The sequence below is a fragment of the Propionibacterium cyclohexanicum genome, from assembly GCF_900111365.1.
Lineage (GTDB): Bacteria > Actinomycetota > Actinomycetes > Propionibacteriales > Propionibacteriaceae > Propionibacterium > Propionibacterium cyclohexanicum.
The window spans coordinates 12,683-34,643 of the sequence record NZ_FOGZ01000020.1; the positions used below are offsets into that span (position 1 = coordinate 12,683).

The 21,961-nt window shown below is 67.0% G+C and carries 17 protein-coding genes and 1 pseudogene; 15 read left to right on the forward strand and 3 right to left on the reverse strand.

The features are described 5' to 3' along the window. The first annotated feature begins 13 nt into the window (after positions 1–13). The 15 genes from BMX93_RS09520 (at position 14) to BMX93_RS09590 (ending at position 16,814) form a co-directional block, all read left to right on the forward strand. The gene (locus BMX93_RS09520) at positions 14–379 is read left to right on the forward strand and encodes an NADH-quinone oxidoreductase subunit A (protein ID WP_177170170.1); all 366 of its coding nucleotides are present in this window, start codon (positions 14–16) and stop codon (positions 377–379) included. Between the two features lie 12 nt (positions 380–391). Further along, on the forward strand, positions 392–949 hold the full coding sequence (locus BMX93_RS09525) for a NuoB/complex I 20 kDa subunit family protein (RefSeq protein WP_091970445.1): 558 nt from the start codon (positions 392–394) through the stop codon (positions 947–949). Then, positions 946–1,761, forward strand: coding sequence for an NADH-quinone oxidoreductase subunit C (locus BMX93_RS09530; protein WP_091970447.1), 816 nt, complete (start codon positions 946–948; stop codon positions 1,759–1,761). The genes BMX93_RS09525 and BMX93_RS09530 overlap by 4 nt, the downstream gene beginning before the upstream one ends. Then, complete coding sequence (locus tag BMX93_RS09535; RefSeq protein WP_091970449.1) at positions 1,758–3,113, forward strand: NADH-quinone oxidoreductase subunit D; 1,356 nt, start codon at positions 1,758–1,760, stop codon at positions 3,111–3,113. The genes BMX93_RS09530 and BMX93_RS09535 overlap by 4 nt, the downstream gene beginning before the upstream one ends. A 62-nt stretch (positions 3,114–3,175) precedes the next feature. Beyond that, positions 3,176–3,916, forward strand: a complete 741-nt coding sequence (nuoE, locus tag BMX93_RS09540) for an NADH-quinone oxidoreductase subunit NuoE (RefSeq protein WP_091970508.1) — start codon at positions 3,176–3,178, stop codon at positions 3,914–3,916. After that, a complete protein-coding gene (gene nuoF / locus BMX93_RS09545) occupies positions 3,913–5,241 on the forward strand; it encodes an NADH-quinone oxidoreductase subunit NuoF (protein ID WP_091970451.1) in 1,329 nt (442 codons plus the stop codon). The genes nuoE and nuoF overlap by 4 nt, the downstream gene beginning before the upstream one ends. Continuing rightward, positions 5,238–7,703, forward strand: coding sequence for an NADH-quinone oxidoreductase subunit G (locus tag BMX93_RS09550; RefSeq protein WP_091970453.1), 2,466 nt, complete (start codon positions 5,238–5,240; stop codon positions 7,701–7,703). Before nuoF ends, BMX93_RS09550 begins: the two co-directional genes overlap by 4 nt. Beyond that, positions 7,700–9,064 carry an NADH-quinone oxidoreductase subunit NuoH gene (nuoH, locus tag BMX93_RS09555; protein ID WP_091970455.1) on the forward strand — a complete coding sequence of 455 codons (1,365 nt, stop codon included), beginning with the start codon at positions 7,700–7,702 and terminating at the stop codon, positions 9,062–9,064. The genes BMX93_RS09550 and nuoH overlap by 4 nt, the downstream gene beginning before the upstream one ends. Further along, positions 9,064–9,633: an NADH-quinone oxidoreductase subunit NuoI gene (gene nuoI, locus BMX93_RS09560; protein WP_091970457.1), complete on the forward strand. Its 570-nt coding sequence runs from the start codon at positions 9,064–9,066 to the stop codon at positions 9,631–9,633. Before nuoH ends, nuoI begins: the two co-directional genes overlap by 1 nt. Next, positions 9,630–10,520 carry an NADH-quinone oxidoreductase subunit J gene (locus BMX93_RS09565; RefSeq protein ID WP_091970459.1) on the forward strand — a complete coding sequence of 297 codons (891 nt, stop codon included), beginning with the start codon at positions 9,630–9,632 and terminating at the stop codon, positions 10,518–10,520. Before nuoI ends, BMX93_RS09565 begins: the two co-directional genes overlap by 4 nt. Next, positions 10,517–10,816: an NADH-quinone oxidoreductase subunit NuoK gene (gene nuoK / locus BMX93_RS09570; protein WP_091970461.1), complete on the forward strand. Its 300-nt coding sequence runs from the start codon at positions 10,517–10,519 to the stop codon at positions 10,814–10,816. The genes BMX93_RS09565 and nuoK overlap by 4 nt, the downstream gene beginning before the upstream one ends. A gap of 10 nt (positions 10,817–10,826) precedes the next feature. After that, positions 10,827–12,734, forward strand: a complete 1,908-nt coding sequence (gene nuoL, locus BMX93_RS09575) for an NADH-quinone oxidoreductase subunit L (protein WP_281245660.1) — start codon at positions 10,827–10,829, stop codon at positions 12,732–12,734. Between the two features lie 13 nt (positions 12,735–12,747). Then, positions 12,748–14,265, forward strand: coding sequence for an NADH-quinone oxidoreductase subunit M (locus tag BMX93_RS09580; RefSeq protein ID WP_091970512.1), 1,518 nt, complete (start codon positions 12,748–12,750; stop codon positions 14,263–14,265). Between the two features lie 3 nt (positions 14,266–14,268). Next, entirely contained in the window at positions 14,269–15,825 is a 1,557-nt protein-coding gene (nuoN, locus tag BMX93_RS09585) for an NADH-quinone oxidoreductase subunit NuoN (protein ID WP_091970464.1), read from the forward strand. An 11-nt stretch (positions 15,826–15,836) separates the two neighbouring features. Beyond that, a complete protein-coding gene (locus BMX93_RS09590) occupies positions 15,837–16,814 on the forward strand; it encodes a polyprenyl synthetase family protein (RefSeq protein ID WP_091970466.1) in 978 nt (325 codons plus the stop codon). Positions 16,815–16,825: 11 nt separating this feature from the next. On the opposite strand, the gene BMX93_RS09595 is transcribed toward BMX93_RS09590, so the two are convergent. The 3 genes and pseudogenes from BMX93_RS09595 to BMX93_RS09605 form a co-directional block, all read right to left on the reverse strand. Then, positions 16,826–18,790: a M13 family metallopeptidase gene (locus tag BMX93_RS09595; protein ID WP_091970514.1), complete on the reverse strand. Its 1,965-nt coding sequence runs from the start codon at positions 18,788–18,790 to the stop codon at positions 16,826–16,828. A 93-nt stretch (positions 18,791–18,883) separates the two neighbouring features. Continuing rightward, on the reverse strand, positions 18,884–19,978 hold the full coding sequence (locus BMX93_RS09600) for a 2-oxoacid:ferredoxin oxidoreductase subunit beta (protein WP_091970468.1): 1,095 nt from the start codon (positions 19,976–19,978) through the stop codon (positions 18,884–18,886). Between the two features lie 110 nt (positions 19,979–20,088). Next, positions 20,089–21,933 (reverse strand): annotated as a pseudogene (locus BMX93_RS09605) (2-oxoacid:acceptor oxidoreductase subunit alpha); the annotation flags it as partial. Between the last annotated feature and the right edge of the window lie 28 nt (positions 21,934–21,961).

The following is a 21,961-nucleotide window of genomic DNA, read 5'->3' on the forward strand; positions in this document are numbered from 1 at the left end:
GGACAGGATGGCGATGAGTCCGTACATTCCGATTGTCGGGTTGGTGGCCCTTGCCGTCGTGTTCGTCTGGGTGGGTGCCATCTGGCTGTCCCCGAAGATCGGCCCGCACCGCTACAACCGCACCAAATACGACTCCTTCGAGTGCGGCATCCAGCCCACCCCGCAGACCGCCACCGGAGGCGGCAGGTTCTCGGTCAAGTACTACATCACCGCCATGTTGTTCATCATCTTCGACATAGAGATCGTCTTTCTCTATCCCTGGGCGGTGGCCTTCGATCAGCTGGGAGCCTTCGCCGTGGCCGAAATGCTGGCATTCATCATCGTCGTCTTCGCGGCCTACACCTACGTGCTGCGTCGCGGCGGACTCGACTGGGACTGAAAGGACACGATCGTGGGCATCGAGAACAAGATCCCCAGCGGCATCCTGCTCACCACGCTCGAGGCCGCCCAGGGCTGGACCCGCCAGACCTCGTTCTGGCCCTTGACCATGGGCCTGGCGTGCTGCGCCATCGAGATGATCAGCTACGGCGGCCCTCGAGCCGACTCCGGACGCTGGGGCCAAGAGGTCTTCCGGGCCTCTCCCCGGCAGGCCGATCTCATGATCGTCTCGGGGAGGGTCAGTCAGAAGATGGCTCCGGTGGTGCGCCAGCTGTGGGACCAGATGCCCAATCCCAAGTGGTGCATCTCGATGGGAGTATGTGCCAGTAGCGGCGGCATGTTCAACAACTACGCCATCGTGCAGGGCGTCGATCACATCGTCCCGGTGGACATGTACATCCCCGGCTGCCCGCCTCGTCCCGACATGCTCATCGACGCCGTCTTCAAGCTGAAGAAGAACGAGGTCATGAAGCACCCGGTGGGTGCGGACATGGACCGGGCGATCGCCGAGACCGAGCAGGCCGCCCTCGAGGCGCCTGCCACGATCGAGCAGAAGGGCCTCATGCGATGAGTGACGAGAACACCCCAGCCGAGGCCAACGCCAAGCGGGCGAACGACATCGATCCGCACCCCCAGGCCGGGCCCGGCGCCGAGGAGGGCGATCGCGCGGCGAGGGCCGGCGAAATCGAGCTCACCCACCCCCATCTGGCCGCGCTGTACACGGCGGCGCCCGCCGAACCCGAGGTGATAGCCACCCGCCGAGGCATGTGGGGACCGGGCACCGAGCCCGGTGACACGTCCGGATTCGGCGGGCTGCACAAGACCTATGTGCTGCCGGGCGTCACCGAGCCGCCGTTCGGCGGCTGGTTCGACGATGTGGCCGACAAGATGGCCGAGCTGGTTCCCGGATTTGCCACGAGAGTGAGCGTGCACCGCGGGGAGATCACCTTCTTCGTTGCCCGCGAGAAGCTGCTCGCATTGGCGCGGGTGCTGCGCGACGACGCTGCCCTGCGCTTCGAGGTCTGCGTCTCGGTCAGTGGGGTGCACTACCCCGAGCAGGTGCACCAGGAGCTCCACGCGGTGTACGAGCTGCTGTCCATCACCCACAATCGCCGGATTCGCCTCGAGGTCGAGCTCGATGACGCCGATCCCCATGTGGACAGTGTCGTGCCCGTCTATCCCATGGCCAATTTCCACGAGCGCGAGACCTGGGACATGTTCGGCATCGTCTTCGACGGGCACCCGGGCCTCACGAGGATCCTCATGCCCGACGACTGGGTGGGCCATCCCCAGCGCAAGGACTACCCCTTGGGCGGTATCCCGGTGGAATTCAAGGGGGCGGCAGTGCCGCCGCCCGAGGAGCGCAGGAGGTACGACCAATGAGCCAGCAGACCCAGCACGATCCCCACGACGTCTTCGCGGGCCCGGACGAGACGGTCAGTGGCCCGGCCTATCTGGCCAACGGCGCCGACTGGGACCAGGTCGTCGAGTCCCAGCGTGACCGTTCCGACGAGACGATCGTCGTCAACGTCGGGCCGGCACATCCCTCGACGCACGGCGTGATGCGGCTGGTCATGGAGATGGACGGTGAGACCGTCGTCTCGCTGCGCCCCAGCATCGGCTTCTTGCACACCGGGATCGAGAAGAACGCCGAGTACCGCAACTGGACCCAGGGCTCGACCTTCGTGACGCGTGCCAACTACGTGGCCGGGATCTCCAACGAGGCGGCCTATTCGCTGGCCGTGGACAAGCTGCTGGGCATTACCGACGCCCTGCCGCGGCGCACCAGCCAGCTTCGGGTGCTCATGCTCGAGGTCAACCGGATTGCCTCGCACCTGACCGGTGTCGGCGCCGGAGGCCTGGAGCTCGGTGCCACCAGCGTTCAGGAGGTCTGCCTGCGAGAACGCGAACGCTGCCTGGACTTCACCGAGGCCGTCACGGGGCTGCGCATGAACAACGCCTACATCCGCCCCGGCGGAGTGCAGAACGACCTGCCCGAGGACGGCCTCGACCTGCTCGACGAGCTGATCCGCCAGCTGCGCAAGAACCTTCCCGAGATCGCCGAGTTCACCATGGACAACCCGATCTTCAAGGGCCGGATGCAGAACGTCGCCTATCTCGACCTCCCGGCGGCAATGATGCTCGGCTGCTCGGGGCCGGTGCTGCGCGCCACCGGTTATCCCTGGGATCTGCGCAAGTCCCAGCCCTACTGCGGATACGAGAACTACGACTTCGAGGTGTGCACGGCCGACTCCTGCGACGCCTACGGGCGCTTCGTCATCCGGCTGCGCGAGATGGACCAGTCGGTGAACATCCTCGAGCAGGTGCGCGACGCGCTCGCCGCCAGCAAGGCAGAGCCCTATCGCATCGAGGATCCGGACTTGCGCTGGCCCGGCGAGCTCACCGTCGCCTCGGATGGCCAGGGCAACTCCAATGAGCACATCCGGCACATCATGGGCGAATCCATGGAGGGCCTCATCCACCACTTCAAGATCGTCACCCAGGGATTCCACGTCCCAGCCGGCGAGGTCTACCAGGCGATCGAGGCACCCGGCGGGGAACTCGGCTGCCATCTGGTCTCCGACGGCGGCACCCGGCCCTATCGGGTGCATCTTCGCGACCCCGGTTTCAACCACGTCCAGGCGCTCCCGTTGATGTGCGAGGGCTCCATGCTCTCGGACACCATCATGGCGGTCGCCTCGATCGATCCCGTGATGGGCGGGGTCGACCGATGACCCGCCCCAACGCACAGCCGGCCGATCGCACCATCGGCCTTGCCGGCAAGGAGATGCACACCATGAGCGGGCATGAATTCGTCTCGTCCTACGACGATGCCAGCGGCATCGACACGAGCACCGAGCAGACCAGGATCGGCGAGCACACCATCGAGGAGATGCGAGGTCTCGCTGCCCGGTATCCCGACCGCCGCTCGGCCCTGCTGCCGATGCTGCATCTGGTGCAATCGGTGGACGGCTACCTCAGCAATGCCGGCATCAAGATCTGTGCCGAGGTACTCGGTCTCACCACGGCCCAGGTCAATGGGGTCGCCACCTTCTACAGCATGTACAAGCGCCGGCCCCCCGGCCGGCACCACATCGGTGTGTGCACCACCTCGGTGTGCGCAGTGCTGGGCGGCGACATCCTGCTGGAGCACATGGAGCAGCGGCTGGGCATTCACGAGGGCGAGACGAGCCCTGACGGGCAGTTCAGCCTCGAACGGATCGAGTGCAATGCGGCCTGCGATTTCGCCCCGATCATGATGGTCAACTGGGAGTTCATGGACAACATGACCCCCGAGAAGGCCGATGAACTGATCGACCGGCTCGCCGCCGGAAAGCCGGTGCAGTCCACCCGCGGCGCAACCGTGGTGGACTGGAAGCAGGCCGAGCGAGTGCTGGCCGGCTTCGACGACGGACGGGCCGACGAGGGCCCGAGTGCCGGCGACGCCTCACTGCGGGGCCTCGAGATCGCCCGGCGCAATGACTGGCACGCTCCTGACGATCCCGGTTCGGGCTCCCTCGGGGAGGAGCAGAAATGACCGACGTCCTCACACCCGTCCTCACCGAGAACTGGGGAACACCCGGCTCCTGGCAGCTCGAGAACTATCGCTCGCGCGGCGGCTACGCTGCGGCTCGCAAGGCACTCACCGAGATGACGGCTGCGCAGGTCATCTCGGAGGTCAAGGATGCCGGTTTGCGCGGCCGCGGCGGCGCCGGATTCCCGACCGGGGCGAAGTGGTCGTTCATCCCCCGCGACAGTCCCAAGCCCACCTATCTGGTGGTCAACTGCGACGAGTCCGAGCCGGGCACCTGCAAGGACATGCCGCTGCTCATGGCCAGTCCGCACACCCTGCTCGAGGGCGTCATCATCGCGTCCTATGCGGTGAACGCTCACCAGGCCTTCATCTACGTCCGCGGTGAGGTGCTGCACATCGTCCGCCGGGTCCGCAAGGCCGTCGAGGACGCCCGGGCGGCCGGTTTCCTGGGCACCGATATCTTTGGCAGCGGATATGACCTGGAGGTCGTCGTGCACGCCGGCGCCGGGGCCTATATCTGCGGCGAGGAGACCGCGCTGCTCGACTCCTTGGAGGGACGCCGTGGCCAGCCCCGGCTGCGCCCGCCGTTCCCGGCGGTGGCCGGGCTCTATGCCAGCCCCACGGTGGTGAACAACGCCGAATCGATCAGCGCCGTGCCGGCGATCATCCGGCACGGGGCAGCCTGGTATCAGTCGATGGGCACCGAGCGCAGCAAAGGTACGACCATTTACTCGCTGTCCGGGCATGTGAGGAATCCTGGGCAGTTCGAGGCTCCGTTGGGCATCACGCTGCGCCAGATCCTCGAGCTCTCCGGCGGCATGAGACAGGGCCATCACCTCAAGTTCTTCACTCCCGGCGGTTCGTCCACGCCGATGCTGACCCCCGACTATCTCGACGTACCACTCGACTACGAGTCCGTCGCGAAGTCCGGGTCCATCCTCGGCACGAAGGCCCTGCAGTGCTTCGACGAGACGACCTCCGTAGTGCGGACCACCTTGCGCTGGACCGAGTTCTACAAGCACGAGTCCTGCGGAAAATGCACGCCCTGCCGCGAGGGCAGCTGGTGGCTGGTGCAGACCCTGCGCAACATCGAGGCCGGCAGGGGCCAGGAGGGAGACATCGAGAAAATGCTGGACGTGTGCGACAACACATCGATGAAGAGCTTCTGCACGCTGGCCGACGGTTTCGTCGCCGCGATCACCAGCGCCATCAAGCACTTCCGTCCCGAGTTCGAGGCCGGCTATCACACCCCGGCCTGGGAACTGTTCCCCTACGAGAAGAGCGCGCTGTTCGCCCGTCCCCGCCAGGTCGAGGAGGTGGCCTCATGAGCGTGGACACCGGGTCCTCCCGCGCCGCTGCGAAGCCGGAGCTCGTCGAGTTCACCATCGACGGCCAGCAGCTGAGCGTGCCGAAGGGCACCCTCGTGATCCGCGCCGCCGAGATGATCGGCATCGGCATTCCGCGGTTCTGCGATCACCCGCTGCTCGATCCCGTCGCGGCCTGCCGCCAGTGCCTGGTGGAGGTGCCCGACGCCGGCAACGGACGTCCGATGAAGCCGCAGCCGGCCTGCGCCCTTGTGGCGATGCCCGGCATGCAGGTGGAGACGGCCGCCAGCAACGCCACCGTGGCCAAGCACCAGGAGGGCATGCTGGAATTCCTCCTCATCAACCATCCGCTCGACTGCCCCATCTGCGACAAGGGCGGGGAGTGCCCCCTGCAGAACCAGGCGATGAGCCACGGGCCCGGGGAGAGCCGCTACGAGGGCGTCAAGCGCACCTTCCCCAAGCCGGTGCACATCAGCGCCGAGATCCTGTTGGACCGCGAGCGTTGCGTCCTGTGCCAGCGCTGCACCCGGTTCAGCACCCAGATCAGCGGGGACGAGTTCATCGAGCTCGCCGAACGTGGCGCGCTGTCGCAGATCAAGAACTATGAGGACACGCCCTACCAATCCTATTTCGCAGGCAACATCGTGCAGATCTGCCCGGTCGGTGCCCTGACCAGTGCCGACTACCGCTTCCAGTCGCGCCCCTTCGACCTGGTGAGCACCACGAGCAGCTGTGAGCACTGCGCAGACGGCTGCGAGCTGCGCATCGACCACCGGGCCGGAACCGTGCGCCGGCGGATGGCAGGCGACGATCCGCAGGTCAACGAGGAATGGAACTGCGACCGGGGGCGCTTCGGTTTCCGCTCCACGATGCTCGCCGACCGATTGACCTCGCCACTCGTGCGCCGCGAGGGCGTCCTGGAACCGGCCAGCTGGCCCGAGGCCATCGACGCCGCCGCCCGCGGGCTGGCCCGTGCCGGCCACGACGTCGGGGTGTTGCCCGGCGGGCGCCTCACCGTCGAGAACGCCTATGCCTACTCCCGATTCACTCGGGCCGTCCTCGGGAGCAATGACATCGACTTCCGATCCCGCCCGGCCAGCGCCGAGGAGAGCGCCTTCCTCGCCAGCTACATCGCCGGAAGGCGTTTCGAGCAGGCGGTGCACTACGCCGACCTGGAGGCGGCCGCGCGGGTCGTGCTGGTCAGCCTGGAACCCGAGGACGAGTCGCCCATCGTCTTCCTGCGACTGCGCAAGGCCTGGCGGGCACATGGCCTGCAGATCGTCAACGTGGCACCCTTCAACTCCGCAGGTGCCACCAAGCTGGGCGCCCGCCTGCATGCCACGGCGCCCGGTGGCGAGGCCGACGCGTTGAGGACGCTCGCCGCGGACGGCCTGCTCGATGAGCAGACGATCGTGCTCATCGGTGAGCGCGCCGCTCTGAGCCCCGGTGCCCTCGCCACGGCAGCGGAGCTGACAAAGCGGCGTGGCGCCCGGCTCGCCTGGATTCCCCGCCGCGCCGGGGAGGTCGGGGCCATCGAGGCCGGTGCCCTGCCTGCCCTGCTGCCCGCTGGACGCCAGGTGGCCGACCCCGGGGCCCGCGTCGACCTGGCAGCGGCGTGGGGGGTGGCCTCATTGCCGGCCACCACCGGGCGCGAGGTCAACGCCATCATCGAGGCTGCCGGGAACCGGCAGCTGCAGGCCCTCGTCACCGCTGGTATCCAGGCCGAGGACTTTCTCGACCCCCGTGCCCTGCTCGACGCACTGGAGTCCGTGGACTTCGTCGTCAGCCTGGAGCAGCGCCGCACCGAGGTCACCGAACGCGCCGATGTGGTGTTCCCGGTGGCGCCGATCACCGAGCAGGTGGGTCACTTCATCAACTGGGAGCACCGCATCCGGCCGGTGCAACTGGTCATCGACGAGAATCCCTCGCCGATGACCGATGTGCGGGTGCTGGCCGCACTCGCCGACGCCATGGGAGCCGATCTGGGGATGCGCTCACCGGCCCAGGCGCGCGCCGAATTCGCTCAGATCGCCGACTGGTCCGGCGAACGGGCGCACGGGCCCATCGATTCGGGCGGCGGGCGCCCGGTCACGAGCCAGCCGCCCGCGCCCGACAGCCTCGTGCTCGCGGGCTGGCGGCTGCTCATCGACGACGCCGCCGGGCTGGACGGGGCAACCGAGCTGCTTGCCACAGCGCCGGCCCGGGTGGCCCGACTCGCTCCCGCGGATGCCGCCCGGCTCGGCCTGGTGAGCGGCGACCCGGTGGAGATCAGCGGCCCGGCGGGTCGGCTCGTCGCGCCGGTGGAATTGGTGGGAGAGATGTCGCCCGGGGTCGTCTGGCTGCCGTTGAACACCGGTTCCTCGCTGTTCGCCACGCTGGGCGCCCATCCGGGTGACCGCGTCCACGTCACTGCTCCGGGTAGCCGCCCGGACGGGCCCAACCAGTCCGATGGAGGTGCGCAATGATCGCGCAACAGGTGGTCTTCGGGACCGACCCCTGGTGGCTTGTGGTCATCAAGGTGGTGGTGGTCTTCGCGATGCTGCTCGCCTGGACCATCTTCAACGTCTGGTTCGAGCGCCGCGTGCTCGGAAAGATGCAGAACCGCAAGGGACCGATCATGAACGGGCCCCTCGGCCTGGGCCAGGCCCTCGGTGACGGCATGAAGCTGCTGTTCAAGGAGGACTTCCGCCCGGCACGCACCGACAGGATCGTCTTCAGTCTCGCCCCGGTGCTCATTGCCGTCGCTGCCTTCGCCTCCTGGGCCGTCATACCGCTGGGCGGCGAGGTGAGGATGTTCGGGCACACCACCCGCTTGCAGATCAGTGATCTGCCGGTCTCGGTGCTGCTCATCCTCGCCATCGCCTCGGTAGGTGTCTACGGGGTGGTACTGGCCGGCTGGGCCAGCAACGGCACCTACTCGCTGCTGGGCTCGATGCGCGCCACCGCCCAGCTCATCAGCTATGAGGTGGCAATGGGCCTGGCGCTCGTGGCGGTGTTCATGTACGCCGGTTCGATGAGCACGAGCGAGATCGTCGAGGCGCAGATCGCCCCGCTCAACTTCTTCGGCATCCACACGGTCTTCCCCTCGCACTACTGGCTGTTGCTCGCACCGAGCTTTGCGATCTACGTGGTGAGCATCTTCGGTGAGACGAACCGCTTGCCCTTCGACCTGGCCGAGTGCGAATCCGAGCTGGTCTCGGGTCACATCACCGACTACTCCGGCTTCCGCTACGCGATGTTCTTCCTTGCCGAGTACATCAATGTCGCCACCGTCTCGGCGATCTGCACGACGCTGTTCCTCGGCGGATACGGCGCGCCCTGGCCGTTGAGCATGATCGCCGGGCTCAATACCGGCTGGTGGGGCCTGCTGTGGTTCTTCCTCAAGGTGCAGCTGGTCATCTTCTTCTTCTGCTGGGTACGGGCCGCGCTGCCGCGCTTCCGATACGACCAGTTCATGGATCTGGGGTGGAAGTGGCTCATCCCGATCAGCCTGGTGTGGATCATGGTGCTGGCCGTGATGCGCGGCGGTATCGCCAACGGCTGGTTCGCCTCCACGGCAGCGCGCATCATCATTGGACTGCTCATCGTGGCCCTGCTGGCCTGGGTGTTGTGGCCCAGACGCACGTCGGCCAGCATCGAGGCCGAGCCGGCCGGGGGGCTGGCCGCCGAGGACTTCGATGCCTTCGCCGGCGGATATCCGGTGCCCCCGATGCCTGGGCAGCGTCCACTGGCACTGGCCGGGGCGCTGACCCGAGCCGGCTCCATGACCCAGCCCGCACGAGCCGCGCGGGGCGAGGACGAGCCGGGCGAGGAGGTGCACGACTGATGGGCGCCTGGTCAGGTTTCGGCATCACCTTCCGCACGATGTTCCGCAAGTCGTTCACGCAGGGCTATCCCGAGCCGGGCAAGGAGCGCGTCGTCGCACCCCGCTTCCATGGACGCCACCAGCTCAACCGCTGGCCCGACGGCCTCGAGAAGTGCGTGGGCTGCGAGCTGTGCGCCTGGGCGTGCCCGGCCGACGCGATCTACGTGGAGGGCGCCGACAACACCGAACAGGAGCGCTACAGCCCCGGCGAGCGCTACGGGCGGGTCTACCAGATCAACTACCTGCGCTGCATCCTGTGCGGTCTGTGCATCGAGGCGTGCCCGACGAGGGCACTGACGATGACCAACGAATTCAAGCTGGCCGATCGCAGCCGTGAAAGCCTCATCTATGACAAGGATCGGTTGCTGGCACCCCTGCTGCCAGGGATGGAGCAGCCACCACATGAGCGGCGGCTGGGTGCCACCGAGAAGGAGTACTTCCTCGGTCTCCCGCCCACCGGCGTGCCCGACGAGCGCGGCACGGGAGGGGCCCCCAGCGGGGCGGCATCGGGAGAGGAAGCAGGGCAATGATTCCACTGGTCACCGGGCAGGCGATCGCCTTCTGGATCCTCGGCCCGCTGAGCATCGCGGCGGGCGCCGGCATGGTGTTCAGCCGCAAGCCGGTCCACTGTGCGCTGTGCCTGGCCGGGCTGATGTGCTGCCTGGCCGGTCTGTACGCGAGCCTCGATGCGCCCTTCCTGTTCGTTGCCCAGATCATCGTCTACACCGGCGCGGTGATGATGCTGTTCGTCTTCACGATGATGATGATCGGTGTCGATTCCGTCGACGAGATGGTCGAGACGATCAAAGGCCAGCGGGCAGCCACTGCGATTGCCGTCCTTGGCCTCGCGGTACTGCTCGTCTCGGCAGTGGGCCACGGCATCCTCACCGGTTCCCAGGGCCTTGCACAGGCCAATGGGCAGGCCGGTAATGTCCGTTCCCTGGCCTTCCTCGTCTTCGGCCGCTATGTCTTCGCCTTCGAGGCCACTGCAGCCTTGCTCATCACCGCTGCGCTCGCCGCGATGGTGCTCAGCCACGGGGAGCCCCTGGTGGGCAAGGAACGCCAGCGTGCCCGGCTCGAGCGGCGCACGAAGGAGTTCGCCGCCACCGGGGCCGACCCCGGCCCCCTGCCCAGCCCCGGCATCTACGCCCGGCACAACTCCGTCGACCATCCCGCCTTGCTGCCCGACGGGGCGATCGCCGACGGCTCGGTGATCGCCACCCTCGCCGCCCGCGGCGCAGTCATCGTGGACAAGGGCCGGCTGGTGGCGCCCACTGTCCGAGCAGACCAGGCGCTCGCGGACGTGCACGACGAGCAGCACGGAATCCTGCCCGGCGAGGCTGAACTGTCCGCCGCGCCCGGCGAGGCTGAACTGTCCGCCGTGCCCGGCGGGCCGGCCAAGGAGATCACCCCATGAACCCCAATGCCTACATCGTGCTGTCCTCGATCCTGTTCTGCCTGGGGCTGCTCGGCTTCCTCGTGCGGCGCAATGCGCTGGTCGCCTTCATGTCCATCGAGCTCATGCTCAATGCCGCGAACCTGTCCTTCGTGACCTTCGCCAATGTGCACGGCAATCTCGACGGCCAGGTGGCCGCGTTCTTCGTCATGGTCGTGGCGGCGGCCGAGGTGGTCGTCGGCTTGGCGATCATCATGATGATCTTCCGCACCCGCCGCTCGGCCTCGGTCGACGACGAGAACCTGCTGAGGCATTGAGGGGGAATCGGTGAATCCTTTGGAAGTCGTGAATCCGGTCGCTGCGACCGGGTTGTTCAGCTATGCCTGGCTGATGATCGCGATCCCGCTGGTCGTCGCGGGCCTGCTGCTGATCGTCGGACGTGCCGGCGACGCCTGGGGGCATCTGCTCGGCGCGGCCGCACCGATGGCCTCGTTCGTCATCGCCCTGCTCCTGTTCATCTCGATGCTCGGCTCCGGCGACGGCGCGCGGGCCGTGTCGGTGGGCACCTATCGGTGGATCTCGGCTGGGTCGTGGACCGTCTCCGCCGGTCTGCTGGTCGACCAGCTGTCGATTCTCTTCGCGCTGCTCGTGACAGGTGTCGGCTCGCTCATCTTCGTCTACTCGATCGGCTACATGCGCGAGGATCCCGCACGGCGTCGCTTCTTTGCCTTCCTCAACCTCTTCGTCGCCGCGATGATGATCTTGGTCCTGGCTGACAACTATCTCGTGCTGTTCGTCGGATGGGAGGGCGTGGGGCTGGCGTCCTACCTGCTCATCGGCTTCTGGCAGGAGCGCAACTCCGCTGCGCTGGCCGCGAAGAAGGCGTTCATCACCAACAAGGTCGGTGACCTGGGGCTGCTCACCGCGATGTTCGCGATGTTCGCACTGTTCGGCTCGGTGGACTTCAGCACCGTCAACGCCCAGGCCCCGGCGATGCCCAGCGGGTGGGCGACCGCGCTGGGCCTGCTCCTGCTGCTGGCGGCCTGCGGCAAGTCGGCCCAGGTTCCGCTGCAGGTGTGGCTGCTGGACGCGATGGAGGGTCCGACACCGGTCTCTGCGCTCATTCATGCCGCGACGATGGTCACCGCCGGCGTCTATCTGGTCGTCCGCTCTCACGCGATCTTCGCCCTGAGTGAGCCCGCGAGCCTGGCGGTGAGCATCGTTGGACTGGCCTCGGTCTTCGCAGGGGCGTGGATCGGCTGCGCCAAGGACGACATCAAGAAGGTGCTGGCAGGCTCGACGATGAGCCAAATCGGCTACATGATGCTTGCGGCCGGTATCGGCCCGGCCGGCGCGGCCTTCGCGATCTTCCACCTGCTCACCCACGGCGCCTTCAAGGCCAATCTCTTCCTCGGCGCCGGGGCCATCATGCACGGCATGGACGATGACGTCGACATGCGCCACTACGGCGCCCTCGCGAGGGCGATGCCATGGGTCTTCGCCACCTTCGCCTGCGGCTATCTGGCCATCATCGGCTTCCCCTTCTTCGCCGGCTACTACTCCAAGGACCACATCATCTCGGCGGCGTTCGGCAAGAGCCCGGTTTTCGGCTGGCTCGCGCTCGCAGGTGCCGGCATCACCGCCTTCTACATGACGAGACTGGTCATGATGACCTTCTTCGGCCCGGCGCGGCACCTGCCGGGGGTGCATCCGCACCGGCCCGGACCAGTGATGGTCGTCCCGCTGGTCGTCTTGGCAGCCGCCTCAGTATTCAGTGGCCTGGCGCTCAACGGCTGGATCCAGGGCTGGCTGGCGCCCGCCGTCGGGGCCGAGGTCGAGCCCAGCCATCTGCTCGAACTGAGCTGGATGGGTGCGGTGACCCTGCTGGTCGTCGGTCTGGGGGTGGCGCTCGGCGTTGTCCTCTATCGCCGCCCCATCGCCCAGCAGCAGCCGGTGAGCCACAACTTCTTCGTCAACGCCGGGCGCAACGAGCTGTACGCGAATGCCCTCAACGAGGCGGTTCTCATGCGGCCCGGCCAGGCATTGTGCGAGGGCCTGGATTTCGCCGACAAGGAACTGGTCGACGGCGCCGCCCGCAGCAGCGCCGAACTGGCCAAAGCCGGAGGCGGGGTGCTGCGTCTGGCGGAGAACGGGTATGTGCGCAGCTATGGTGCGACGATGGCCCTCGGCATCGTGGCCGTCGGTCTGGTCATGATCCTCGGCCGGCTGGCCTGAGGGGGGAGAGATGATGGCAATTCCCTGGCTCACCCTTCTGGGACTCGTGCCGCTGGTCGGCTCCGGCGTCGTCTTCGCCAGCCGCGGGCGCGGCGGGCGGATCGTCGCCTTGTCGTTCTCGCTGCTCACAGCCGCGCTGGGCGTGGCGGTCTTCTTCATGACCGGCCTGGGCGAGCAAGTGCGCTGGATCCCCACGATCGGCGCATGGTATGCGCTCGATGCGGATGGCATGGCGAAGCTGCTCATCCTGCTCACCGTCATTCTCGTGCCCTTGGTACTCGTCGCCGAGTGGAGCCCGGGGGACCCGAACTCCGCCGCGACACCCCTCTCGCGGTGGAGCGGGGAGTCGTTCGCGGCGCTCGCCCTCATGCTCGAGTCCTTCACGCTGTTCGTCTTCATGGCCAGCGATCTGCTGTTGTTCTACATCGCTTTCGAGGCCACCCTCATCCCGATGTACTTCCTCATCGCCGGCTGGGGCGGGCCGCGCCGCGCCGGTGCGGCGCTGAAGTTCCTGCTGTTCAGCCTGGCCGGTGGGCTCGTGCTGTTGGTGGGCGTCATCGGCATGTACGTCGTCTCCGCCCGCGACCGGACGCCGAGTCTGCTCACCGCGGAGCTGACCGGCCTGCCGATCGGGCAGTGGACGGGACGCTGGCTGTTCATCGCCTTCTTCGTGGCCTTCGCCGTCAAGGCCCCCATGTTCCCGGTGCACAGCTGGCTGCCGGACGCCGCCGAGCAGGCTCGCCCGGGGGCATCGGCACTTCTGGTCGCCACCTTGGACAAGATCGGCACCTTCGGCATGATTCGTTTCTGCCTGGCCTTCTTCCCCGAGGCCAGCCGGTGGGCAACCCCCTTCGTGCTGGCCCTCGCGGTCATCTCGATCCTCTATGGGGCGCTCATGGCGGTGGGATCGAAGAATCTCCTGCGTCTGGTCTCCTACACCTCGATCTCGCACTTCGGGTTCATGGTCCTGGGCATCTTTGCCCTGACGACGGCATCGCTGTCCGGCTCCATCTTCTACATGCTGGCCCACGGGCTGAGTTCGGCAGCGATGTTCCTTGTGGTCGGCTTCCTTGTCGAGCGGCGCGGCTCGGCCCTCATCGCCGACTACGGCGGAGCCCAGAAGCTGGTCCCCGTGCTGGCCGGGGTCTTCCTCACCGCCGGACTCGCCACCCTGGCACTGCCCGGCACCGCCAATTTCGTCGGCGAGTTCCTCATCATGGCCGGTGCCTGGCGCCATCACCTGGTATGGGTGGCGCTGGCGGTGCTGGGTACTGTGCTCGCGGCCCTCTACGTGCTCCTCGCGTATCAGCGGGTCTTCACCGGCCCGGTCTCCCCGCAAAGCGCCGAGCGTCTGCACCATGATCTCGACGCCCGCGAAAAGCTCGTCATCGCGCCGCTCATCGTGCTCATCCTGTTCTTCGGTTTCGTGCCGAGGCCCACTCTCCAGGTGGCGCAGTCCACGGCCGCCCATGCGATGGCACAGATCGGCGCAACCGATCCTCAACCCAGTGTTCCAACAGGGAGCAGATGAGCCATGACCCCACCAACGATCGAATACGGACTCATCGCCCCGCTTGTCGTCCTCATCCTCGCCGTCGTGGCGGCGGTGATCGTGGAGGCTTTCGTGCCGCGGCACACCCGCCATCGGGTGCAGCTGGGTATTGCGGTGATCAGCCAGCTGCTCGCGCTGGCCTTCGTCACCGTCGGCTGGAATGACCGTCCCGGTCAGGCGGTCATGGGGGCGCTGTCGATCGACGGGCCCACCCGGATGATCTGGGCGCTGCTGCTGGTCTTCGGGCTGCTGGCGGTGCTGCTGTACGGGGAGAAGCGGATCGGCGGCGGGTCCACTGCCTTCGCTCCCCAGGCCAACGCCGTGCCCGGCAGCCTCGCCGAACGCGAGGCCATCGCCGCCCGGCAGGAGAACACCGAGGTCTTCCCGCTGTTCTCCATGGCGCTGCTGGGGATGCTCGTCCTGCCGGCCGCCAACGACCTGCTCACCATGTTCGTCGGCCTGGAGATCCTCTCGCTGCCGCTGTACGTGATGTGCGGGCTGGCGCGTCGCCGGCGGCTGCTGTCCCAGGAGGCGGCACTGAAGTACTTCATGCTCGGTGCGCTGTCCAGCGCCTTCTTCCTGTTCGGGACGGCGCTGCTGTACGGCTATTCCGGCTCGTTCACCCTCGCCGATGTCGACGCCTCGATCACCCGATCCACCCAGGCCCTGCCGCTGCTCTTGGCCGGGGCCGGGCTGGTGAGCGTCGCCATGCTGTTCAAGGTGGGGGCAGTGCCCTTCCACTCGTGGGTCCCCGATGTCTATACCGGCGCTCCGACCCCGGTCACCGCGTTCATGGCGATCTGTACGAAGATCGCCGCCTTCGGGGCCTTTCTCAGGGTGTTGTTCGTCGCGCTGGGCGGCATCCGGTGGGACTGGCAGTTGCTCCTTGCGGCGGTGGCAGTGGTCACCATGGTGCTCGGCTCGCTGGCCGGTCTGGTGCAAGACGACGTGAAAAGGATGCTGGCCTATTCCTCCATTGCGAACGCAGGCTTCATCCTTGTCGCCGTTGTCGGCGCGATGGCCACCGGAACCGGTCTGGACGCAGGGCGCTCCGGCTCCGTCTCGGGCACCCTGATCTATCTGACTACCTATGGCCTGGCCAATACGGGTGCCTTCGCCATCCTCACCACAGTGCGCCAGGCCGGCGGCGAGGCCACCTCCATCGACGCCTGGCTGGGTCTGGCCCGGCGTCGTCCCGCCCTGGGGGCCGTCATGACACTCTTCCTGCTGTCGCTGGCCGGCATTCCGCTCACCGGTGGGTTCATCGGCAAGCTGGTGGCCTTCACCGCTGCCTGGCAGGGCGGGTACGGCTGGCTCGTGCTGTTCGCCATGGCATTCGCGCTGGTGACCGCCGCCTACTATCTGCGGGTCGTCTACGTGATGTACTTCGCCGAGCCGAATACCGAGACCGACATCGTCCACCCGGGATGGCCCACCGGGATTGTGATCACCGTGTGCGCTCTCGGTACGCTGGTACTCGGTCTGGTGCCAGGTTTTGCGCTTGACCTGTTTGCGAATGCTGCAAACTTCCTGCGCTGATAGGAGATCACGTGACGCTGGCCGAGGACGAGGCATTCCGAGCCCGCGTCGAGCAGCAGCTGGAGGGTGTGGAGCGTCGGCTGGGCCAGGTGGCGCTGGGTGCTGACAATCCCTTCATCGCCGAGGCCTCCCGGCACGTCATCAACGCGGGGGGCAAGCGTTTCCGGCCCCTGCTGGTGGCGCTGACCAGTCACCTCGGCCCACAACCCAGCGACGAGCGGATGGAACTGGCCTCAGCCGTCGTCGAGCTCACCCATGTCGCCTCGCTGTACCACGACGACGTGATGGACGAGGCCTCGATGCGGCGCGGCGTCACGAGCGCCAATGTGGCCTATGGCAACTCGATCGCCATCATGGTGGGCGACTGGCTGTTCTCCAGGGCCTCCTCACTGGTCACTCAGCTGGGCACCGAGTTCGTGCGATTGCAGGCCGACACCTTCTCCGAGCTGGTCGCGGGCCAGATCGGCGAGATGCGCGGCAGCGATGCGGGGGAGGATCCGCTGTCGCACTATCTCGACGTGATCGCCGGCAAGACCGGTGCGCTCATCAGGACTTCGGTGCTGTTCGGCGCGATGACCAGCCACGCCGAGCCGCGGGTGCTCGAGGCGCTCGGGCGCTTCGGGATGCAGATCGGCATGGTCTTCCAGCTGTCCGATGATCTCATCGACATCACCTCGACGACCACGGGCAAGACGCCCGGGACTGATCTTCGCGAGCACGTCGCGACCCTGCCGATCCTGCTGCTCGACGCGAGCGAGGACCCCGAGGACGAGCCCCTCAAGCAGCTGCTGGCCGACGATCTGGCCGACGACCGCGAACTGGCGCGGGCGCTGAGCATGCTGCGCGCCTCACATGTCATCGAGGAGGCCCGCGACGAGATCATGGCGCGCGCCGAGGCGGCACGGGCCGAACTCGCCATCCTTCCCCAGGGCCCGGCACGCCGGGCCCTGGACAGGGTGTGCGACGAGGTGGTGTCCCGCTCGCACTGAACGGGAACAGCTCACCAGATGCGCACCCGTGCGGCGGGGTCGAGCCACATGCCGTCTGTGGGCTTGGTCGCGAAGGCTTCGTGGAAGGCCGGGATGTTGCGCGCCACTTGATTGCAGCGGATCTCGTCGGGCGCATGCGGATCGACCGCCAGGCTCTGGCGCATCTGCTCGGGGCGGGTGAGATCCTGCCAGACCTGCGCCCAGCCGAGGAACAGCCGCTGCAGGCCGGAGTAACCGTCAATGGGTTGCGGTGCACTGCCCTGGGTGGCGATCCGCCAGGCCCGCACGGCAATGGTCAGGCCCCCGAGATCGCCGATGTTCTCCCCGATCGTCAAGTCGCCGTTGACATGCACATCGGGGCAGACCGAGGGCGCGAGCTCGCTGTATTGGGCAATGAGGGCATGGGTGCGCTCCTCGAAGGCGGCCCGATCGGCGTCGGTCCACCAATTGCGCAGCCTGCCATCGCCGTCGCAAGTGGAGCCCTGGTCGTCGAAGCCGTGCCCGATCTCATGGCCGATCACCGCACCGATACCGCCGTAGTTCACCGCGTCGTCGGCGTCCACATTGAAGAAGGGCGGCTGGAGGATCGCGGCGGGGAAGACGATCTCGTTGCGAAGCGGGTGGTAATAGGCGTTGACCGTCTGGGGGTACATGAACCACTCGTCGCGATCGACCGGCCCGGACAGCTGCTCGATGGTGTGGTCGAAGTCGAAGGAGTCCGAGCGCAGCACGTTGCCGACCAGATCGTGCGGGTCGATGTGCAGCGCGGAGTAGTCACGCCAGGTGTCGGGATAGCCGATCTTCGCGCGGAACTTGGACAGCTTGTCCAGGGCCTGTTCCTTGGTCTGATCGGTCATCCAGTCGAGTTCGCCGATCGACTGGCGGTAGGCGGCCAGCAGATTGGCTACCAGCTGGTCGGCGGCGTCCTTGGTGGCGGGCGGGAAGTGCTTGGCGACGTACAGCTTGCCGATTGCCTCCCCCAGGACACCCTCGGTCAGCGAGACGCCGCGCTTCCAGCGGGGACGCTGCTGGGGGACGCCCCGCAGTGTCTTGGAGTAGAAGTCGAAACTGGCGGTGCTCAGCGCCTTGTTCAGATAGGGCGACAGTGAGTTGACCACCTGCCAGCGGGCCCAGCTGCGCCAGTCCGGAAGCCGGGACGGCACGACGAGCCCGGCAGCGTCGGCGAAGAAGGTGCGCTGGCAGTTGACCACCTCGGCGACCGCCTCGGCCGGCAACTGGGCCCCGGCCAGGAAGGCGTCCCATTCGAGCTGGGGGGTTGCGGCGGTGAAATCCGCCCAGCTCTGGGGGTAGTACATTTCGACCATATCGCGGGTGCGTACCTTGTCCCAGTGGCAGGCCGCGATCTGGGTCTCCAGCTCGAAGGCCGCCGTGGCCTGCGCGGGAGCATCGGCGATACCGGCCAATTCGAAGCTGCGGGTGATGTGCGCCAGGTACTGCTCGCGGATCGTCTGGTACTCGGGCAGGCGGTAGTACTCCTCGTCGGGCAGGCCGATGCCCGACTGGCCGACGAACATGAGATAGCGCTGCGGATTGCCCGGATCCGAGTCATTGTCGAAGTCGCCCAGCGCATTGATGCCGTGGCGGGTGCACCATCCCCAGAATCCGGCCAGCTCCGCCACTGACTCGATGGCGTCGATGCGGCTGAACAGGGGAGCCAGCGGCTCGGTGCCCAACTCCTCGATGGCGTCTTCGTCCATGAAGGAGCCGTAGAGGTTGGCGATCTTCGCGGCCTCGGAATCGGGATCGGAGCTGTCCTCGCTGGTGCGCAGCGACTCGATGATCTCGTGCACGGCGCTCTCGGAGTCCTCGCGCAGCTTGTCGAATGCACCCCAGCTGCCCCGGTCTTCGGGGATCGTGGCTGTCTTCAGCCATTTCCCGTTGACGTGGCGGAAGAGATCATCGGTGGGGGGGACTGTGGTGTCGAAGTCCTCGAAGTGAAATGCAAGTGTGCTCACCACTGTGAGACTACTCAGCACATGAGCGCATTCAGCAGCGAAGCGCCCGGCAGGTGAACCGGCGCCGATTCGTCCGAGCGGGGCCCAGGCGGCTCAGACGGTGGGCCTGCGCGTGGCTCTCGGATAGACGACCTGCCAGGTGTCGGGCCCGAGCAGCAGCTTCTCCAGGGGGGCGTCGTCGCCGCGGCCTTGGCCCTGCTCGGCGAGATTCACCTGGGCACGGACCTGGTCGTCGTAGCTGGGACGTTCGACATCGCGGAAGATCCCCACCGGGGCGCGGCGGATCACTCCCTGATCGGTGAGCCGGCTCAGGGCGAAGGCGCGGCTCGGATCGGCGGTGTGCGGATCGTGCACGAGCACTGCATCCGAACCGACCTCGCTGACCTCGGCCACCCGCACTCCGCCACCGGGATCGGACACCACGCCGAGGTGGTTGTCGGTACCGAACACGATGGGCTTGCCCTCCTCCAGCCGGATGAGGGACTCGGCGGATCCAGGGCCCTTGAGCTCCTCGAAGGCCGCGTCATTGAAGACCGAGCAATTCTGGTAGATCTCCACGAGACTTGCACCCCGATGCTTCGCGGCCGCGCTCAGCGTCGCCTCCAGACCTGCCTTGTCGGAATCCAGCGCGCGGGCCACGAAGGTGGCTTCCGCGCCCAGTGCCAGGCTGACGGGGTTGAGCGGCTGGTCGACCGAGCCCATCGGGCTGGACTTGGTGACCTGGCCCACTTCCGAGGTGGGGGAGTACTGGCCCTTCGTCAGCCCGTAGATGCGGTTGTTGAACAGCAGGACGGTGATGTTCATGTTACGGCGCAGGGCGTGGACCAGATGGTTGGCGCCGATCGAGAGGGCATCCCCGTCGCCGGTCACGACGAAGACCGCCAGATCGGGGCGGGTCATGGCCAGGCCGGTGGCGAGTGTCAGGGCCCGCCCGTGGATCGAATGGATGCCATAGGTGTTCATGTAATACGGAAGTCGCGAGGAGCAGCCGATGCCGGAGACGACCACGGTGTTCTCGCGACGGATGCCCAGGCTCGGCAGGATCTGCTGGAAGGCGGCCAGGATCGAGTAGTCGCCGCAGCCGGGGCACCAGCGCACCTCCTGATCGGAGATGAAGTCCTTGCGCTTGAGTGGCTCGGGCGCCGTCGGGACGCCGGCGAGACCATCTGACGAGGTGAGGGTGCTCACAGCTGCTTCCTCCTGTTCGGGATCGTGCTGCTGGTCTGCACGGCGCCCAGCGGGTTCGGCTCGCCGCCGCGCGAATTCGCCTGATCGAGCTCGTCGATGACTCCCTCGAGATGCTCGGTCAGCTCATCCATCGCCAGCGGCAGGCCACGAACGTGATGGTAGCTGCGGGCATCAACCAGATAGTGGGCCCGCAGCACCAGGCAGAACTGCCCGAGATTGACCTCCGGAACGACGACCCGGCGGTACCGGTGCAGCACATCGCCCAGATTGGCTGGCAGCGGGTTGAGATTGCGGACATGGGCCTGCGCGATCGCTCGTCCTCGCTGGCGCAATCGGCGCACGGCGGCGGTGATGGGCCCCCAGGTGGAGCCCCAGCCGATCACCAGAACCTCCGCCTGCTCGCCGGGATCGTCCACCTGGACCTCGGGAACCGGGATGCCGGCAATCCGGTCGGCGCGCAGCTGGACCATCTTCTCGTGATTGTCCGGGTCATAGCTGACGGATCCGGCCTCCACCGACTTCTCCAGTCCGCCGAGGCGATGCTCGGTCCCCGCGGTACCCGGTATCGCCCAGTCCCGGGCCAGCGTCACCGGGTCGCGTCGGTAGGGCAGATAGCTGGCGCTGCCCTTGCCGTCCACGCCGTTGGGGCCGCTGACCAGCCGCGGCTCGATTGGCGGGATGGTCGACAGCTCGGGGATCTTCCACGGTTCGGCGCCATTGGCCAGGAAGGCGTCGGTGAGCAGGACGACGGGGGTGCGGTATTCCACGGCAATTCGACACGCCTCGATGGCCATCTCGAAGCAGTCCGAGGGCGAGGACGGCGCCAGCACCGGAACGGGCGACTCGCCATTGCGCCCCCACATGGCCTGCAACAGCTCGCCCTGTTCGGTCTTGGTGGGCATGCCGGTCGACGGGCCTGAGCGCTGCACGTCCACGACGACCAAGGGCAGCTCGGTCATCACGGCCAGATTGATCATCTCCTGCTTGAGGGAGAAGCCGGGGCCGGAGGTCGTGGTGACGCCCAGCGAGCCACCGAAGCTCGCGCCCAGGGCGGCGCCGACGCCGGCGATCTCGTCCTCGGCCTGGAAGGTGATGACACCATGGGATTTGCGGCGTGACAACTCGTGCAGCAGGTCGGATGCCGGTGTGATCGGATAGGAACCCACGAACAGCGTCAGCCCGGCACGATGAGCTCCGGTCATCAGCCCGTACGCGGTGGCCATGTTCCCGGTGATCCTGCGGTAGCGCCCGGCCGGCATCGGCGCGGCCGGTACCTCGTAGCGCACGGTGAACAGTTCCGCGGTCTCCCCGTAGTGCTCACCCGCCTTCACAGCGGCGATGTTGGCGTCGCGGATGGTGGGCTTGGCGGCGAACTTCGTGCCCAGCCAGTTCACCGTCTCGTCGATCGGGCGGCCGTACAGCCAGCTGACCAGGCCCAGCGCGAACATATTGCGGGTTCGCCCGGTGTCCTTGCGGCCCAGCCCGAAACTGCCGACGGCGCCAGCCGAGAGCTTGGTGATGTCCAGGCTCACGAGCTGGTACTCACCCAGCGAGTCATCCTCGAGAGGGTTGGAGTTCAGTCCGAGCTTCTTCAGCGCACGCGGGGTGAATTCGTGCTCGTCGGCAATGATGAGCCCGCCTGCCACAAGATCGCCGAGGTTGGCGAGGAGCGCTGCCGGATTCATCGCCACGAGCACATCGGCGCGATCTCCCGGGGTCACGATGTCACGACCGGCGAAGTGCACCTGGAAGCTGCTGACCCCGGCGATCGTTCCCTGGGGCGCGCGGATCTCGGCGGGGAAGCTCGGCAGGGTCGCGATGTCATTGCCGAAGCTGGCCGACTCGGAACTGAAACGATCACCGGTCAGCTGCATGCCGTCGCCGGAATCACCGGCGAATCGGATCACCACTTTCTCCAGACGGCGCCGTTGCGTCTGCTGTGGGCGATCACTCATGGAGTTCTCCTCGGAATTGGTGAGGCAT

Bases quoted from the DNA above. Each gene is read 5' to 3' on its own strand.
- nuoF (WP_091970451.1), top strand. From the start codon at position 3,913: ATGACCGACGTCCTCACACCCGTCCTCACCGAGAACTGGGGAACACCC.
- BMX93_RS09535 (WP_091970449.1), top strand. From the start codon at position 1,758: ATGAGCCAGCAGACCCAGCACGATCCCCACGACGTCTTCGCGGGCCCG.
- nuoI (WP_091970457.1), top strand. From the start codon at position 9,064: ATGGGCGCCTGGTCAGGTTTCGGCATCACCTTCCGCACGATGTTCCGC.
- BMX93_RS09580 (WP_091970512.1), top strand. From the start codon at position 12,748: ATGGCAATTCCCTGGCTCACCCTTCTGGGACTCGTGCCGCTGGTCGGC.
- BMX93_RS09520 (WP_177170170.1), top strand. From the start codon at position 14: ATGAGTCCGTACATTCCGATTGTCGGGTTGGTGGCCCTTGCCGTCGTG.
- nuoN (WP_091970464.1), top strand. From the start codon at position 14,269: ATGACCCCACCAACGATCGAATACGGACTCATCGCCCCGCTTGTCGTC.
- BMX93_RS09550 (WP_091970453.1), top strand. From the start codon at position 5,238: ATGAGCGTGGACACCGGGTCCTCCCGCGCCGCTGCGAAGCCGGAGCTC.
- BMX93_RS09530 (WP_091970447.1), top strand. From the start codon at position 946: ATGAGTGACGAGAACACCCCAGCCGAGGCCAACGCCAAGCGGGCGAAC.
- nuoH (WP_091970455.1), top strand. From the start codon at position 7,700: ATGATCGCGCAACAGGTGGTCTTCGGGACCGACCCCTGGTGGCTTGTG.
- BMX93_RS09565 (WP_091970459.1), top strand. From the start codon at position 9,630: ATGATTCCACTGGTCACCGGGCAGGCGATCGCCTTCTGGATCCTCGGC.
- nuoE (WP_091970508.1), top strand. From the start codon at position 3,176: ATGAGCGGGCATGAATTCGTCTCGTCCTACGACGATGCCAGCGGCATC.
- nuoK (WP_091970461.1), top strand. From the start codon at position 10,517: ATGAACCCCAATGCCTACATCGTGCTGTCCTCGATCCTGTTCTGCCTG.